Origin of the sequence: Terrirubrum flagellatum (genome assembly GCF_022059845.1) — a bacterium.
GTDB lineage: Bacteria > Pseudomonadota > Alphaproteobacteria > Rhizobiales > Beijerinckiaceae > Terrirubrum > Terrirubrum flagellatum.
In genome coordinates, this window is the sequence record NZ_CP091851.1 from 4167614 (window position 1) to 4183338 (window position 15725).

Below are 15725 nucleotides of genomic sequence, written 5' to 3' on the forward strand. Positions count from 1 at the left end.
CTAGGCCCCAGCGGATTTTCGCCGCGGATAAGATACGAACCTGTTCCCCGCCTCGTACTCCTCATCATCGAGATAGGGAAACTGATCGTTGATGGGGCGGCCCATTTCCATTTTTGGCTCGATCAGAGTCTGAGGGTGGAGCATCACCTCGATGACGATCGCGCCGCCGTGGAACAGGTCCTGCGTAATATCATCGAGTCGCTCGATCCGAGCATAACGAAGGCCATAGGCTTGCGCGATCTTGCCAAAATCAGGATTGCTGTAGCCTTCTTCCGAGCCGACATAACGCCCTTGCAGGTAAGAGTCCTGGAACTGTTTGATAATCCCGTAACCGTTGTTGTTCATGACGACGACGACAATTTCCAGATCGTAGTGGGCGATCGTTTGCAATTCCTGGATGTTAAGCTGAAAGCCGCCATCGCCGTTATAGCACAGCACCTGGCGGCGCTTATGCGTAAGCTTCGCGCCGATGGACGCGGGAAGCGCGTAACCCATTGGCGAATTTCCGCCCGCCGTGAAAAATCTATGGCGCTTCACCTTGAATGCCTGATGAAGCCAGCACACGGCCGCGCCTGTATCCGCAGTGACAATGGCGTTTGAGTCGAGCAGTCCGTTCATCTTCCGGATAACGTCATAAGGCGAAAGTGAACTTAAACGCTCCGCTGACGCGCTCTGCTCGCGGCCGAGATAAGCTCGTTTCATCTCTGCCACATAGTCGAGCCATTTTGATTCGAGCTGCGGCGGCTCCAGCGATTTCAGGATTTCAGGAAGCTGCGCAAGATCAGCATGGGTCGTACGATAACCGAGACTCGCATATTTCTTCAATTCTTCCACATCAACGTCAACAACATGAACCGTTGCGGCGGTAGCGAAATTTTCCGGCCGGTTCGATCGTTGACGATTATCGAGGCGACTGCCCAGAACGATCACGACATCAGCATTCTGGACAATGAAATTTGCGCCGCGATTGCCATAAACGCCTATCTGACCGCAATAACCGGGATGATCATGATCAAAATACGCGAGCCCACCCCAGCTCGCGACAAACGGCAAGCGCACACGCTCGAGCCAGTCCGTGAGATCGTCCTCAGCGGCCGAGAGGCCGACGCCAGCGCCGAAAAGCAGAACCGGGCGGCGCGCGCTGGCGAGGGTCGCATTGAGCGCCGCAACGGCCTTGCCTGGCGTCTCGCCTTCCAGCGATCGCTCAGCCGGCAGCAGCAAATCGCCCTCGACCTCCATCTGCTGAATATCCATCGGAACGTCGATCAGCACCGGCCCCATGCGCCCGCTGACGGCGATTTCATAGGCGCGGACCAATTCTTCGCGGAGTTGCGTCGGGCTTGTGACCATCGTCGCGTATTTCGTGACCGGCCGAACGATGTCGACGATCTTGGTTTCCTGGAACCCGTTTTGTCGTAACATCGCGCCGGCGAAGGCCGTGTTCTCCTGCTGATTCACCTGCCCCGTGATATGCAGGCTGGGAATAGAATCGAAGAATGAGCTGGCGATGCCGGTGATCAGGTTCGTTGCCCCGGGACCCGAAGTGGCGATCGTGACGCCTACCTTGCGGTCCACGCGCCACACCGCGTCTGCGGCCATCGCGGCGGACTGTTCACTCTGAAAGCAGGCGTAATCGAGTTCAGGGTGCCTTGCGACAGCGTCGATCATGAAGGCGGCGGCCCCTCCGGTCAGCACGAACACTTGGTTGCTGCCGACCCGCGCGAGGAACTCTGCTATATATTCTGCACCCTTCATCGACCGCTCGCCTCTCCACTTTCCGTCCCTATCCGCCCGTTGCACGGGGTTCGTAGCCCGGCGCGGAACCTTCGCGCCAGGCCGCAATCACCGCTGGCGCTATCCCGTCGCTGCTTCGCAGATAAAGCAACGAATAGAAAGTCCGTGTGTTCGCAGGCGGAAATCAGACGCCCTCCGGCGCCGGCTGCATGTACGAGAACCGGGCGTCTGACCCATGGCGTCGAGCGACGTCAACACAGGTTCAACGCCAATTCATCGTTCGATTGCTGCGCATTTGTACAGATCTACGTTGCGAACTGCAGAACGCCGAGGTTCGCTCTGGTGCTTGCCCCTCTCCTTCATGTCAAGAGCGCTCCGGATCAGCCAAAGCGAGCGCCGGCCGTCATTTGGGCGTCGATAGTTGCGAGAACCGCGTCGAGCGTCTCCGAGATCGCCTCTTGCCGGAGGCACAGCGGCGCGCTACTGCCCTCTCTTCGCATTAAACCTCCCGATGGAGGCCGCCCCAATCCAGGCCGCTGGAGGCGAGCGACAACTTGCGCAACACAGCTCCGGCAATCCTGCCCAGAGTTCTCCAGTCGACGACGATTTCGTCTCATGACCCGCAAGAACATTTGAACAGCCAGGATGGCGATCCCCATCAGAAGGCGCGGCAACCTGTCGGAATATTGAAATGAAACATCTGAAAGCGCTTCCTGATGATGGTCGCTGAGCCGGCGCCAGGCGCAACCTTGCCGCGGCGCGGAGCGTTTCCGACCTTCGCTGATCTGATTGAAGGGACGTTGCGAGCGGTCATTTTTGGAGCTTTCGCCACCGCCGCAATTCTGCTCGCCGCGAGATTCGAAGGCGGCGTCTTTGCGGGCTTTCTCCTGGCGATTGCAGGCGCGGCGCTCGCCCTTGCAGCGCGGCGCGGCGGCCAGGCGAGCATCGAACACGAGAAGCACGCATGGCGTGTCGCCGGATGGCTCCTCTGCTGCGCTATCATTCTGTTCTCTTTTGTTTTTGCACTCGCGTTTTCAGCTCCCCAGGTCGGCGACTTCGGAGTGCTTTGGCGATGCGGCAAAGAGTTCGGACTGCCGATCCAGCACTGGCTTGAATCGTGCCATAGCGGTTATATCGCCGCGCCGCAGCTCTACCGGGAGCGATCGTTCTTTTATACGGTGCCGTTTCATCTGCTCCTGGGCGATAATTATACGGCATTCAAGATCTACAATGCGACGCTTCACGCTTTAACCACCGCCTTCCTATTTCATTGCTGCAAGCGAGAACTTGGCTATCGCGCCGCCTTCATTTCGCTCGCTTTTCTTGCGGCGCAGCCGGAGTGGTGGCCCGCGATTCCGGTCGCGTCGATGGACAATCTTGCGCTTCTGGTGATCGTTTTCTTGCTTTGGGTTTTGCTAGCGACCGAGCGGAGCGAGCGCCGTCTGTTAACTGGAGGCGGACTTGCGCTCGCGATCGTGTTGTTACAATGGTCTCGAACTATTGGAGCTTTGGCGCTCCTGTCAGCATTGATTTTCTTTGCCGCCAGTGCGGGCAAAAGCGACTGGAGCAAACGCCTTACGATTCTAGCGCTGGCGCTCATCGGATATTTCCTTATCGATCGCGGCCTGAACGCCCTCCTCGGCGCGCAGTCTTTTGCCGATCCTTTGACGCAGTCCATCTTTGGATTTGATCTGCAAATACGCCCGCCCCAGAATTATCAAGTTCTCTTCGAATGGACCCAGCACTTGCTGCCGGCTATTTCAGAGGAGCGCAGAGCTTCAATCGGCCTTCTTCGCCTCACGGACGAATTGGCGCATGGCTTTCTTAGCTGGCCCGCATATATGGCCGAGAAGGCCGCTATCCTTTTCGCAGGCGACGGCTATCTTTATTTTACCACGGTCAATTGGCCGGACAATCTCGACACGATCTTTACAGTCCCCCAAAGCAATATACCGCACGGCCATCGAACTGCATTGTTCGTCCAGGCGCTTTCGATCGTCGGCGCGACGATTGCGGCTTTCGCGACGACGTTAGCGCGGCGAACGCCTCTTACATTTGCAAGCATCGCCTATCTCGGTGTGTTTGTCGCCGCAACCATCGGTTTCGGCCCGCTGCTTAATCGCTATGGCCTCCTGGCCGCTCCGGCGATTTCCATCCTCGTCGGCGGTCTTTCGCAAACAGGCGGCGCGCAGAAAGCGCCGAACCGGCTGCAATCCTGGCGCGTCACGGCGATCGGCGTTTTGGCGGTGGCGGCCACGTTGCTGCTGGCGCTGCCGCTGGCCTTGTCGTACCAAGCTTGGAGGCCGCGACTTCTCATGAATATCAAGCAGGAAGCGCCCTGGACCGCAGGCGGTTCCGCCTGCAACGCAAAGCAGGTTCCAATATGGCCCTATTTTGGCCGCAGGATACGTTCGAGTCTTGCGCCCGATGTTACGTGCGTCAGCTATCAGGTGCCCTTGCAAGATATCCGCGGCAAACTGTCATTTTTCATCACACGGGAGAAGCTTCCCTATTTCCATGAGAATCTCCCGCCTGTCGGGTTCGAATACGCTTTTCGCATCGGCGATGAACCGTTTGTGTGGCGCTCACTCAACGACGCAGCGGCGCGCTGGCACGAAATCGAGTCGTCTTCCCTGCCGGTCGGCGCGGCGCTACAGCTCGTCGTGCGCAGAACACGGCCAGGGGATGAGATCCAGTTCGAAATTCGTGATCTTCTCGTAAGCCCCTTCTGATGGAGCAGAACTCATATCTTCCACGGCCGCCCGATGCGCGCTTGGACAACCAACATAAATTCAGACTGCTGGCGCAGGTCGAAATCGCTCGTCAGCCGCCCTTCTCGGCGACGGGCGGCAAGTCAAGTTAAATTCCAAGATTTGCACGCACACGGCCGGTATAAGTTTGAGCGCTGAAGGCGCCTTGAGCGAACTGCGCCGCTTCCTCTCCCAGACGCCGCCGCAAATCCGGCTCGTCGCGAAGTCTCTTCATGGCGCGTGCCGCGGCCGCTACATCCGCTTCCGCCCACATCATATCCGGATGCTGGTAGGTGCCCTGCGGATCGAACGCCGGCTTCAACTCAAAGGGCACCGGCGCGCCAACGCGCTCATTCAGGAAGTCGACATTTCCCGACCAGTTGGTCGCGATGACAGGCAAGCCATGCAGCATCGCTTCCGCCAGATTCAGTCCGAACCCCTCCGCACGATGGAGCGAAATGAAGACGTCCGCCTCTTCGTACAGCAACTGCAGGGCCTTGCGATCTATCACCGCGTCGATGACGTTGATGTTCGAGCATCCCGCTATGGCCACCTCGAGCTCTTTCGCGCCCTGTGGGAACGCGGCCAGATTCGACGCCTTGACTGTCAAGCGCGCATTTTCATCGCCGCCAAACGCCGCCCGAAAGGCCTTCACCGCCGCAACAGGGTTTTTCCGAACGAAGCTCGAAGCCGCGTTGAAAATGGTGAGCGCGTTGAACCTCTGTTCGCTGGACGCGCGCCGACGCGCGATAGGGGTCGCGCCGGACGCCGCGATAGGATGGGGCATGATGTTAATCGCGCGGCCCCCTGCGAGCGGCTGAATGGCGTCCGCCACGAAACGGCTTGGAACCCAAATTTCATGCACGAAAGGAATGCCGTTTCGCCATTCAGCGGGAACGTGAGGTAACTCCCAGGCCCAATAGCCGATCACGAATCTGTTGCGTGCGTGGCGCCCGAGCTTCGCCATAACCAAAGGCATGAAGGGCGCATTGACGTGAACCAGCAACGTCGCCTGACCATCCCAGGATCGCCCGTCCCGCCATTCAAAGCCGGGAAAGTCGCTGGCTTGCATCAATGTCGACGTGACGTCGATGGCGCGAACGTCGAACCCTGACGACTTGAGCGCGTCATGGGAAAGTCGAGCCGATTCGCCGAGGCCCGAAGCTGTCCGCAGGGGGCCCACCACAATCAGCGGCTGCGCCGGCCTCGCCGCCGGAGAGCGGCGCGGCGCAGCTATCATGCTGGACGCAAAAAGAGCTCTCCGGCGAAGCTTGTAAGGCAGTCGGCGCCATACATGACGATGGAGAAATTCTTTCATGCGTAACGGCTCAGGCTCCAGTTAGACCCATCTTGGATAACCCAGCTTCGAAGGCGGCCGTCATGTGCGCAAGGGAGCCGGAATTTGTCAAAGCTCCTTGCGAAAGCGCCAGCGCCATCGAAAATGCTTGTAAATCTCTTTGAGACATCGATTCCGGCGAAGCAAGGATGTATCTTCATGGAGCGTCTCCGCACCATGTGGCCGGGACTCAGCAATCGGTGTCGAGGATCTGGTTTGGACGTCTGAAACGCGGGCGGGGTTGCGCCTGATAGCAATGCCAAAAGCAGGGACTCAACAATCTTTCTCCCACGCCGTCTTGATCGCACAATCGCCATACGCAAAGGCTCAGCTCATTGCAGAATGACATCATGCGTCCGCCCGAGAGGCTGATGCTTCTTTATTGGGGCCGGCGCGGGCCGATTACCGACCTCGCGCTCTCTTTGGCTCGCGCGGCCAGCGAGAGCCGGAATCAACAGGTTACGATCTCCATTTCCCGGCAGAACGAATCGCTAGACGCGTTCGCAAAGATCGACGGGCGTCTGTTTCCGGTCGCCACATTCGCGTCCGGCTTGGGCGCTGTGACAAGCGCTTGGCGCATCCCCGGCCTGCGCAGGAGCCTCGCGCGCTATATCAGGGAGCAGCAGATCGAGTCAGTCGTGACGCTTATGCCTCACATATGGGGGCCCTTCATCGCGCCGGTGGTCCGATACGCTGGCGCGCAGTACGCCACTATTGTCCACGACGCTGACGCTCACCCCGGCGATGCGACCGGCCTCGTCACACGCTGGTTGCTGCGAGACGCCGAAGAGGCCGATCCGGTGATTACGTTGTCCAGAAATGTGCGAAGTCGCCTTGTAGCGGCTCATCCGAGGCTTGCGCCACGTATCGAAACGCTATTTCACCCTGATCTTGATTTTAATGGGCCGACGCATATGCCCGCTCCCAAGCCGGGCGAACCATTCCGTTTGCTGTTTCTCGGCCGCATCCTTCCCTACAAGGGATTGCCATTGCTCGTTGAAGCTGTCGAACGCTTGCGGGAAGAGGGTTTGACGATCCAGCTGGGCGTCCATGGCGAAGGGCCTATCGGGCCGTTGCATGCGCGGCTCGTCGCGCTGAACGCAGAGGTCCGCAATCGCTGGCTGACGCGCGCCGAAATCGCCGAGACGCTCTCGCGCTATCATGCGGTCGCGCTCTCCCATGTCGAAGCGAGCCAGTCCGGCGTCGCGATGGCGGCGCTCGGCGGCGGTCTTCCCGTGGTGGCGACGCCGGTCGGCGGCCTGCCTGAACAGATCGAGCCTGGCGTCACCGGCGTGCTCGCCGAAGCGGCGACGCCTGAGGCTTTCGCGGCCGCGCTGAAGAAACTCGCGCTCGATCTCGATAGTTATGCGCGGATGCGGACAGCGATCGTCTCCTTACGCGCCGAGCGATCTCCGGCGCGTTTCCTGGCCGAACTGACGGCGATCCTTGCAAGAACACGGCGTTGAAATTTTGTTTTCATTATAGGTGATTGATTCTCTCCCCGGTTGAGCCGGCGCGAAACGGATTGCCGGAGAGCCAAGATCAAGCGATCGATTGATCATTCAATCGAGCCAATCTTGAGGAAAGCGCATCGAGCATCTATCCCAATGGTCGTTCACGTCGCCCCACGTCCGCCTGTTCATGCATCTCGACTGATTTGATCGTATCCGGCAGCGCGACGAGTTTGTTTCAACCCTCGCAGGCAACGTCGATGATCGCGTCATAGGAGCCGAAGACGCGGTTTGAGAGCGCGCTCTGGCGCGTGCATTGTCAGATATTCTCCTGCAGATTCGGTTCGAGCGATCGCGATGGCAAGAAGATCGGCGTGACGTTCGTGGTCGCCCGCAGTTCACTCGTCGTGCGCCGTCCGGCGCGATCTATCAGGAAAACAGTGTGAGTACTAGGTGCGACCCGGCGCGCAATTTCGTCAATGCGCAGTTGCGTCGCCTTAGCGTCGGCATTCGGCAATGAAAGCGCCACGCCCTTGCTCGTTCATGCTTCACACGAGTTGTTACCGCAACGGCTCTGAGCAATTTCGGATTGCTCACCCGAACAACGTGAATGGCGGCGCAAATACGATCTTTGGTTTCGGCACGGGCTCTGCCGCGGGGGGGTGTCAGAAATGGCTGCGCCGCCATTCCGCTGGCGCGTGGCTCACAAAAGGCAAATCTTGTTTGCCGGCGCACGACGAGGTGGGAACTACCGATATGGACAGCTCCGATTTTGCACGCTTCTCGTAGGCCGAGTCTCACAGGTCGAGCTATAATTGATTTTGGATTCTAGGCTTGCTAGGCCTCGTCTTTCTTTGAGGCTGGCGATGTTTAGAAATTTGGCACGGAACGCCGTTCTTCGGATCTTTCATCCAAGAATAGCACATCGGATTAATGTATTTAAGAATATCAACATTTCGCGGCTCGAGCGCGAAATGGATTTCGTTCGCTTGGCTCATAGAAGCGATGATGAAGGTACAGCAATCGATGTAGGGGCCAATCTCGGGCTTTATTGCGAATTGCTCGCGCCGTTATTCAAGCGCGTCATCGCTTTTGAGCCGCAACCAGATTTGGCGAAGTATCTTAAGCGAGTGCTGCCAAAAAACGTCGAAGTTCATCAGTTGGCGCTGTCGAATGCGATCGGGGAAGCGGATATCCATATCCCAAAACTAAGAGGTGGCAGAAGCGCATTCTGGAATATGGATGCGATGGCGTCGTTAATCCCTGCGGTGGTGAGCGGCTATGGAGGCCATGTTCACACGGTAAAGGTCAAGACAGCGACATTGGACGATATGACCGCCGATGTCGATCGGATTGACTTTGTTAAAATCGATGTCGAAGGGCATGAAAACGCGGTTCTTGACGGAGCCGCCAAGACGATCGATCGACATAAACCAGTTATGTTGATTGAGATTGAAAAGAGACACAATGCTCAGGCGCAGGCTGCGTTCAAAATTCTTGAAGAGCGGGGATACATCAGCTTTGAGGTGAGCGGCTCGAAAATGGAGCCCGCGATAGCCGCCCACTTGGATCGCCAGATTTCTGATCCCGCATATAGAAGCAATTACTTCTTCATCCATCAAGACGATAGCAGGCTGATGCGCTTCAGGCCATAGCGCGAGGTAAATTGACCTTGTGCGCCCCTGAACTCCGCTATTCGACGCCGGCTGTCCGTTACGCGACCGCCGCCAATCCCGCCGCGGCGGCGATCGAGATCGAGACGAGGGCCTCCGCGAACGTCGCGATGCGCGACGAGGTCTGGCGGCGCCGGAAGTTGGAGCGTTTCGCCTGCGCCTTGAAGACCATCTGCACGGTTGTCGCGCCCGCGGCGGCGAGCGCCGAACCGCCCAGCGTCACCAGCGCCACCCAGGGCGAAACGAAGGCGATCGCGGCGGCGAAGGGGGCAACCGGCGCTGCGACCGCGGCCATCACGGCCTCGATCTTGGCGCGGAGCGCCACGCCGGCCGGAACGGGCGCGGTGGCGATGAGGTCGGGCGCGTCCTCACCTGAAATCGCGAGCCAGGCGAGGCCGCCCGCGAGCTGGCCCGCCGCCATGACCAGCACCGGGGCCAGAATCTGGACGCCTCTGCCTTCGCCGCCGAAATTCCGCCAGAGCAGCAATGCAGGCGGCGCGAGATAGAGAAGCTGCATCAAGGTCTGGGACAAGAGCCAGGGATCGCGCGCCAGGAGCCGCCACTCCTTGCGCCTCAGCGTGGCCGCCACAGAGGTCTCCCACCATGTGATTTCGCCACCGCGCGCCGTCTCTCCGGCCCTCGACGCCCCGGCCGCGGCGAGCGCATTCAGCGCGAAGCCGTCCGCGGTCGCAGCCACTGTGGCAACGAAGAGCGCGACAGCGATCGCCGCCATGATGATGAGACCCGGCGCATCGCCCATGGCCGCCAAGGCCGGCCGCCAGATCCAGCTATCGACCTCGGGAGAGGCTGCGACCCATTCCGCCGACTGGAACACCGCGACCCGCGACATGTCGCCGTATGACAGGATTGCAACGGCCTGCACCCCGATCACGAAGCCCGCGCCGACGACAGCCGCCACGATCTGCGACGCGAACCGCGTGCGTTTCGCACCAAGCAGTCCGAACAATAACGCCACACTGCCGATCGCCGCCGTTGCGGCGAGCATGCCCATTGCGGCGAGCACGCCGTACGCGGCGAGGAATCGCGCGCCGCCGAGCGCGGCCGCGACATTGATGAAGGGGCCGGCCACCAGCATCGCCATGACCGTCGTCGTCAGCGCGATGGCGGCGAAGCGGGTTGCGAAGATCGATCGCCCCGAGGCCGGCGAAGACAGGAGGAGATCAAGATCGGCGCGCGCGTAGAAGGCGCGCGTCACCGATTCCATCGCCTGCGACAGCATCAGCGCCCATATCAAAAAGCCGCAGCCGGTCAGCATCAGCAACGAGGATTTAGCCGGCCTGAGCTCGCCAAGATGCGGCGAGAGAACGGCATAGGCGACGCCGTGCAGCAGAATCACAAAGACTATGATGAGCACGGCCGCGAAGGATTTCCGCCCGCGCCGTCCGCCCTGCATCATCGCAAGCCAGTCGCGCCAGGCGAGCCGCGCCTCGTGGCGCGCGAACCACGGAATTGTCGCGGCTCGGATCATGCAGCGAGCGCCTCGTCTTCCACAAGATCGAGGAATATCTGCTCAAGGCTCGCCGCGCCGGCGCCGGCCCGCGCCCGCAATTGCGCAAGCGTCCCCTCGGCGATCAGCCGGCCGGCGACGATGATGCCGATGCGCTCGGCCATGCGCTCGGCGACCTCCAGAATATGCGTGGTCATGATGACCGTGCATCCTCGAGCGACACGCGCGCGCAGCACATCCTTCACCAGTCGCGCCGAGCCGGCGTCGAGACCTGTCAACGGCTCATCGAGCACGATCAGGCGCGGGTCGTGAACCAGCGCGCCGGCCAACGCCACCTTCTGACGCATGCCTTTCGAGAAGCCTTCACAGCGCTGATGAGCGTGGGGACCGAGCCCGAGAACGTCGATCAGCTCGCGCGCATTGCGGGTCGCGGTGGCGGCGCCGACCTGCCAGAGGCCGGCGACGAATTCGAGATATTCGACGGGCGTCAGCTTGTCATAGATCATCGGCTCGTCGGAGACCCAGGCGGTCATGCGCTTCGCTTCGACAGGGTTGCGCAGCGCGTCGACGCCGAAGATCGAGATGGCGCCGGCGTCCGGCTGGAGCAGCCCGCAGACCATCCTGAGCGTGGTCGTCTTGCCTGCGCCATTCGGGCCGAGGAGCGCGTAGAATTCGCCGGCGCGCACGGCGAGATCGAGCCCGTTCACGGCGGGCTCGCGGAAGCTTTTCATGAGATTGCGGGCGTTGAGGGCGTCCATGCCGAGGCGGCTCCCGACGGCGCCGGCGGCGGCGACCCGGGCGGAACCTATCGATGAGGGGTTGAAGCCCGGTGAATCGCGGCGCACAGAACGATGCATCCTTCCGCGCGCCCGACCAGGCCCGCCCTGCCCTCACCGCAGATTGAACAGGAGCCTGACGTGACCGGTCGCGTGATTGTCCTTGGAGCCGGCATGGTCGGCGTTTCGACCGGTCTTGCGCTGCTGCGCCGCGGCTTTTCCGTCACCATCCTCGATCGTCGCGAGCCCGGGAGCGAGACCTCGTACGGTAATGCCGGGATCCTCTCGAGCGGATCGATGGTTCCGCTCAATGCGCCGTCGCTCTGGGGAAGCCTGCCGCGCTATCTCACCAACCGCCATCCGGCGCTGCGCTACAATCTCGGCTTTCTCGCGTCGCATCCGGCATGGCCGCTGCGCTTCCTCGCGCATGCGACCTCAAGCCAGGTCGAGCGGAGCGCCATCGCGCTGCACGGCCTTTTGCAGGCGTCGCTGAAGCTGCATCGCTCGCTGATCGTCGAAGCGGGAGCGACGCACCGTCTACGCGAGACGGGATGGCTCAAGCTCTGGCGCAGCGACAATCTCGAAGCTGCAAAGGCCGAGCAGGCGACGCTGGCGCGCTATGGCGTGCGGTCCGAGATTTTCGACAGGCAAGGCATTTCGGCGCTTGAGCCCGACATCAATCCGATCTTCAGCGTCGGCCTCCTGCATCAGGACACGGCGTCCGTCGATGCGCCCGGCGCCGTGACCAAGGCCTACGCGGCGCTCTTCGCAAGGGAAGGCGGACGCATCGAAACGACGGACATCAAGACGATCTCGCAGGCCGGCGAGGAATGGCGCGTCATCACGAGTTCGGGCGAACACAGCGCGCCGCATCTCGTCGTGGCGCTGGGCCCCTGGTCGGCGGACATGCTGGCGCAGCTCGGCTATCGTTTTCCGCTCGGTTTCGAGCGCGGCTATCATCGCGAATTTCGCGCGGCGGATGGACGCAAACTCTCGCGGCCGCTGCATGATGTCGAAGGAGCCTTTGTGCTCACGCCGGTCGAAAACGGCTTCCGCATCACCAGCGGCGTCGAACTCAATGCGCGTGATGCAGCGCCGAATTTCAATCAAATCGAGCTGGCTGAAAAAAGCGCCGAAGACATCATGCCTTTCGGCGCGCCGGTTGGCGATGTCTGGCGCGGCGCGCGGCCGACGCTGCCGGATTCATTGCCGGCGATCGGGCGCGCTCCGCGCCATGACAGATTGTGGGTCGCCTTCGGCCACCAGCATATCGGCTTCACCACGGGACCTGCGACAGGAGACGCGCTCGCCACTCTGATCGCAGGCGAAAAGCCTTCCTTCGATATTTCGGCCTTCTCGCCGTCTCGTTTCGGCTAGAGCGGCGAGCGTTCAAATCGAATCGCCGCGCCGCTCTATTTTTTGTTTGTCGCAACGTTTTGCGGAAAACCGGTTCCCGCTTTTCCGCACATTGCTCCAGCTTTCAGGCGGCGGATTTTCGCGGGCGGTTCGCAAAGCTCTGCTGCGGCACGCCGCGATTGAGCGACATGTGCGAATGAACGCACAGCCAGGCGCCGTCGAGCTTGTGGAAGATCATGGTGGCGCGGCCGGGGCGATCGAACGTCGAGCCGTCCTTTTCGTAGCCCGTGCTCGTCCAGGGAACGATCACCGTCGCAACGCTGCGATCGTCGGAGACGAGAATACGCGCCGCATCGAGATCGAACTGGAAATCGGACGTTTTCGGCCAGACATTGTCCCATTGCGTCGCCATCCACTGATCGAGCCCGGAGATCACGTCGCGATGGGTGCCGAAGGCGAGAACATCGGGATGGAACAACGGTCGCGCGGAACCGTAATCGACCTCACGGACATAGCCGGCAAAGACGTCGAGCCAGCGGATGAATTCGGCGCGCGTTGCGGAATCGGCTTCGGGAAGAGAACGCATGTCCATGTCTCTGTGAGATCGCGACAGTGAAATGCGACTGAGCCCGCGAGGCAATGCGTATCGAAAAATCGTCGTGAAAAAGAGGAGGGCGACCTCTCAGGACGCCGCGAACGAAACTATCTGTTCCGCTCGATATAGCACGAGGTGCGTTTTCCGCCGCGAATGCGCCAGCCGACATGATAGCCCGCCGGCACTTTCAGACCACAGCGCGGACCGCCATCGCCTGCGTCTGACTGAACGTCGCCGCGTTGCGCCATGCGGCGAATACTGCGGCGCGGAGGCGCGGGATGATCTGCTTCAACGGCCTTGCTGTCGTCGGCGGATGGCGCCGCGCGATCGGCCATCGGCGCTGCCGGCTGGGCGTAAGCAAGCACCCCTTCCGGCGCGCGCGACGGAGCCGGCGGGAGGGGAAGGGACCGTTCAAGCGGCTCCTGGCGGGCGGTCGTCACAAGCGGCAGCGGAGCCGCAACTGGCGCGGCGACCTGCGGCTGAGGAGCCGACGCCGCCGGAAGAGCGATAACGGTCGGCTTGGGCGCCGCGGGCTGAGCCGCAGCGGCGACCTGTTGCGGCGTCTGGGGCGCGGCGGCGGCCGGAGCGCTCGCGCTGGGAAGGGACGCCAGTGGCGCGGCCGACATCATGGCCTGGGGCTGCAGCGCCTTGATCGCGGCAAGTCCGGCGACGCCACAGACCAGAACGACCGCGATGCGGATCACGGCGGCCACCGATTGCGGCATGCCGCGTTTAGGCTGGAAGTCCAGGCTCTTTGCCGTGCGATCGCCTCGCCAAGAGCCTGCCACAGCCAACATCCTTACCCCATAGCTTCTTGCGCCCCGTGGAGGCGTCATAACCGGGCGGCACACTGCCTGCAACATCATGGCGATTCAGAGGCCAAGAGCCCGGAATCCACTTGAAACATTGCAGATTTTGTTTCCGCTACGTCTCCTGTTAACCAAGCAAGAGACGCGCCGGACTCCTGATCAGGCCGCCCGATATCCGAACATCGATTTGACCTCGAGGAATTCCTCGAAGCCGTAACGGCCCCATTCACGGCCATTGCCCGATTTCTTGTAGCCGCCGAAGGCTCCAGCGTTATCGCCGCGCGCGCCATTGATGTGAACCATGCCGGCCCTGATCTGTCGCGCGACCTTGCGCGAGCGCTCGATGTCTCCAGACGTGACATAACTCGACAGGCCATACTCCGTGTCGTTCGCGATCGCGATCGCTTCCTTCTCATTCGCATAAGGCATGATCGAGAGAACAGGCCCGAAGATTTCCTCGCGCGCGATCGTCATGTCGTTGGTGACGTCGGCAAAAATCGTCGGCCTGACATAGTAGCCCTTGTTGAGGCCTGCGGGACGTCCGGGGCCACCCGTCACGAGCCGCGCGCCTTCCGCAATTCCCTTTTCGATCAGCGCCTGAATCTTGTCGTACTGCGTCTCGCTGACGACAGGCCCGATCACCGTGCCCTGCGCGAAGGGATCGCCGGCGACGATGGTTTCAGCGACGCTTTTCGCGATGTCGATCACTTCAGCCTGTCGCGCGGCGGGCACGAGCAGGCGCGTCGGCGCGTTGCAGGACTGGCCGGAATTGTTGAAGCAGAGCGCGACGCCATGCTTGATCGCCGCAGTGAAATCGGCGTCATCGAGAATGATGTTCGGCGATTTTCCACCGAGCTCCTGCGACACGCGTTTCACCGTATCCGCAGCCGCTCTCGCAACAGCGACGCCGCCGCGCGTCGAACCCGTGAACGACACCATGTCAATGCCGGGATGGCTCGCGATCGCCTGGCCGACCGTCGGCCCGTCGCCATTGACGAGATTGAACACGCCCTTGGGAACGCCGGCCTCATCGAGCACTTCAGCGAAGATCAGCGCCGAGATCGGCGCGACTTCGCTGGGTTTGAGCACCATCGTGCAGCCGGCGGCGAGCGCCGGCCCGACCTTGCAGCCGATCTGATTGAGCGGCCAGTTCCACGGCGTGATCAGGCCGCAAACGCCCATGGCCTCGCGCGTGATGACGGTCGTTCCGTTGACGACCTCGTCGAATTCATAATCCTTCAAGACTGCGATGACGCGCTTGAGATGGTTGAGGCCGGCGGCCGCCTGCGCCTGACGCGCCAGCGTGATCGGCGCGCCCATTTCGTAGCTCACCGCCTGCGCGATATCCTCCATCCGCTTCTCGTAAACGGCGACGATCTTGTTCAGAAGGTCGAGCCGCTCCTCCTTCGAGGTCGCCGAAAATGAGGGGAAGGCGCGCTGCGCCGCGGCCACCGCCGCATCGACATGACGCGCATCGCCCATGGCGATTTCGGTGAAGCTCTCTTCCGTCGCCGGATAGACCACCGGCTCCACGCGCGCGCCATGCGGCGTGATCCATTCGCCGTCGATGTAGAAATGGCCGCAATGAGCGAGAAGCGAAGCGGAGATCATGATGGCGCCCTTGTCGTCGAATGTTTTGACGACCCTATCGCCGCAAAGCGCTTTCCGCCAGATGCGGCCGCCGCCGGGCGCGCATGCGCGCCGCTTCTGGCGCGCCCGGGCCGCATTGACAGCCGACTTCTCATCGGCGACGTCGTTTTCGATATCGGCCTTGGAA

At 61.3% G+C, this 15725-nt stretch carries 12 protein-coding genes; 4 read left to right on the plus strand and 8 right to left on the minus strand.

All coding sequences use genetic code 11. The annotated features are described in order from the left end of the window. Positions 1–1755, minus strand: a complete 1755-nt coding sequence (locus tag L8F45_RS19995) for a thiamine pyrophosphate-binding protein (RefSeq protein ID WP_342359613.1) — start codon at positions 1753–1755, stop codon at positions 1–3. A 695-nt stretch (positions 1756–2450) separates the two neighbouring features. Here L8F45_RS19995 and L8F45_RS20000 point away from each other — a divergent pair. Further along, positions 2451–4466 carry a hypothetical protein gene (locus tag L8F45_RS20000; RefSeq protein ID WP_342359614.1) on the plus strand — a complete coding sequence of 672 codons (2016 nt, stop codon included), beginning with the start codon at positions 2451–2453 and terminating at the stop codon, positions 4464–4466. Between the two features lie 127 nt (positions 4467–4593). Here L8F45_RS20000 and L8F45_RS20005 read toward each other — a convergent pair whose 3' ends face one another. Next, positions 4594–5556 (minus strand): glycosyltransferase family 4 protein, encoded by a 963-nt coding sequence (locus tag L8F45_RS20005; RefSeq protein ID WP_342359615.1) that lies wholly within the window; start codon positions 5554–5556, stop codon positions 4594–4596. Between the two features lie 635 nt (positions 5557–6191). Between L8F45_RS20005 and L8F45_RS20010 the strand changes: the two genes are divergently transcribed. Further along, positions 6192–7286, plus strand: a complete 1095-nt coding sequence (locus L8F45_RS20010) for a glycosyltransferase family 4 protein (protein WP_342359616.1) — start codon at positions 6192–6194, stop codon at positions 7284–7286. A gap of 304 nt (positions 7287–7590) precedes the next feature. Here the strand turns inward: L8F45_RS20010 and L8F45_RS20015 are convergent, their stop codons facing one another. Further along, complete coding sequence (locus L8F45_RS20015; protein WP_342359617.1) at positions 7591–7800, minus strand: hypothetical protein; 210 nt, start codon at positions 7798–7800, stop codon at positions 7591–7593. Between the two features lie 445 nt (positions 7801–8245). On the opposite strand from L8F45_RS20015, the gene L8F45_RS20020 reads away from it, so the two are divergent. Continuing rightward, entirely contained in the window at positions 8246–8926 is a 681-nt protein-coding gene (locus L8F45_RS20020; protein WP_342359618.1) for an FkbM family methyltransferase, read from the plus strand. Positions 8927–8984: 58 nt separating this feature from the next. Here L8F45_RS20020 and L8F45_RS20025 read toward each other — a convergent pair whose 3' ends face one another. Further along, positions 8985–10433: a permease gene (locus L8F45_RS20025; RefSeq protein WP_342359619.1), complete on the minus strand. Its 1449-nt coding sequence runs from the start codon at positions 10431–10433 to the stop codon at positions 8985–8987. Further along, positions 10430–11170: an ABC transporter ATP-binding protein gene (locus L8F45_RS20030; RefSeq protein WP_342359620.1), complete on the minus strand. Its 741-nt coding sequence runs from the start codon at positions 11168–11170 to the stop codon at positions 10430–10432. The genes L8F45_RS20025 and L8F45_RS20030 overlap by 4 nt, the downstream gene beginning before the upstream one ends. A gap of 159 nt (positions 11171–11329) precedes the next feature. On the opposite strand from L8F45_RS20030, the gene L8F45_RS20035 reads away from it, so the two are divergent. Next, a complete protein-coding gene (locus tag L8F45_RS20035; RefSeq protein ID WP_342359621.1) occupies positions 11330–12565 on the plus strand; it encodes an NAD(P)/FAD-dependent oxidoreductase in 1236 nt (411 codons plus the stop codon). A 103-nt stretch (positions 12566–12668) separates the two neighbouring features. On the opposite strand, the gene L8F45_RS20040 is transcribed toward L8F45_RS20035, so the two are convergent. The 3 genes from L8F45_RS20040 to L8F45_RS20050 all read right to left on the minus strand — a co-directional run bounded on the left by L8F45_RS20040 (position 12669) and on the right by L8F45_RS20050 (position 15559). Further along, a complete protein-coding gene (locus L8F45_RS20040; RefSeq protein WP_342359622.1) occupies positions 12669–13130 on the minus strand; it encodes a YybH family protein in 462 nt (153 codons plus the stop codon). A gap of 116 nt (positions 13131–13246) precedes the next feature. Continuing rightward, entirely contained in the window at positions 13247–13864 is a 618-nt protein-coding gene (locus tag L8F45_RS20045) for a hypothetical protein (RefSeq protein ID WP_342359623.1), read from the minus strand. Between the two features lie 243 nt (positions 13865–14107). Next, positions 14108–15559, minus strand: coding sequence for an aldehyde dehydrogenase family protein (locus L8F45_RS20050; protein ID WP_342359624.1), 1452 nt, complete (start codon positions 15557–15559; stop codon positions 14108–14110). Between the last annotated feature and the right edge of the window lie 166 nt (positions 15560–15725).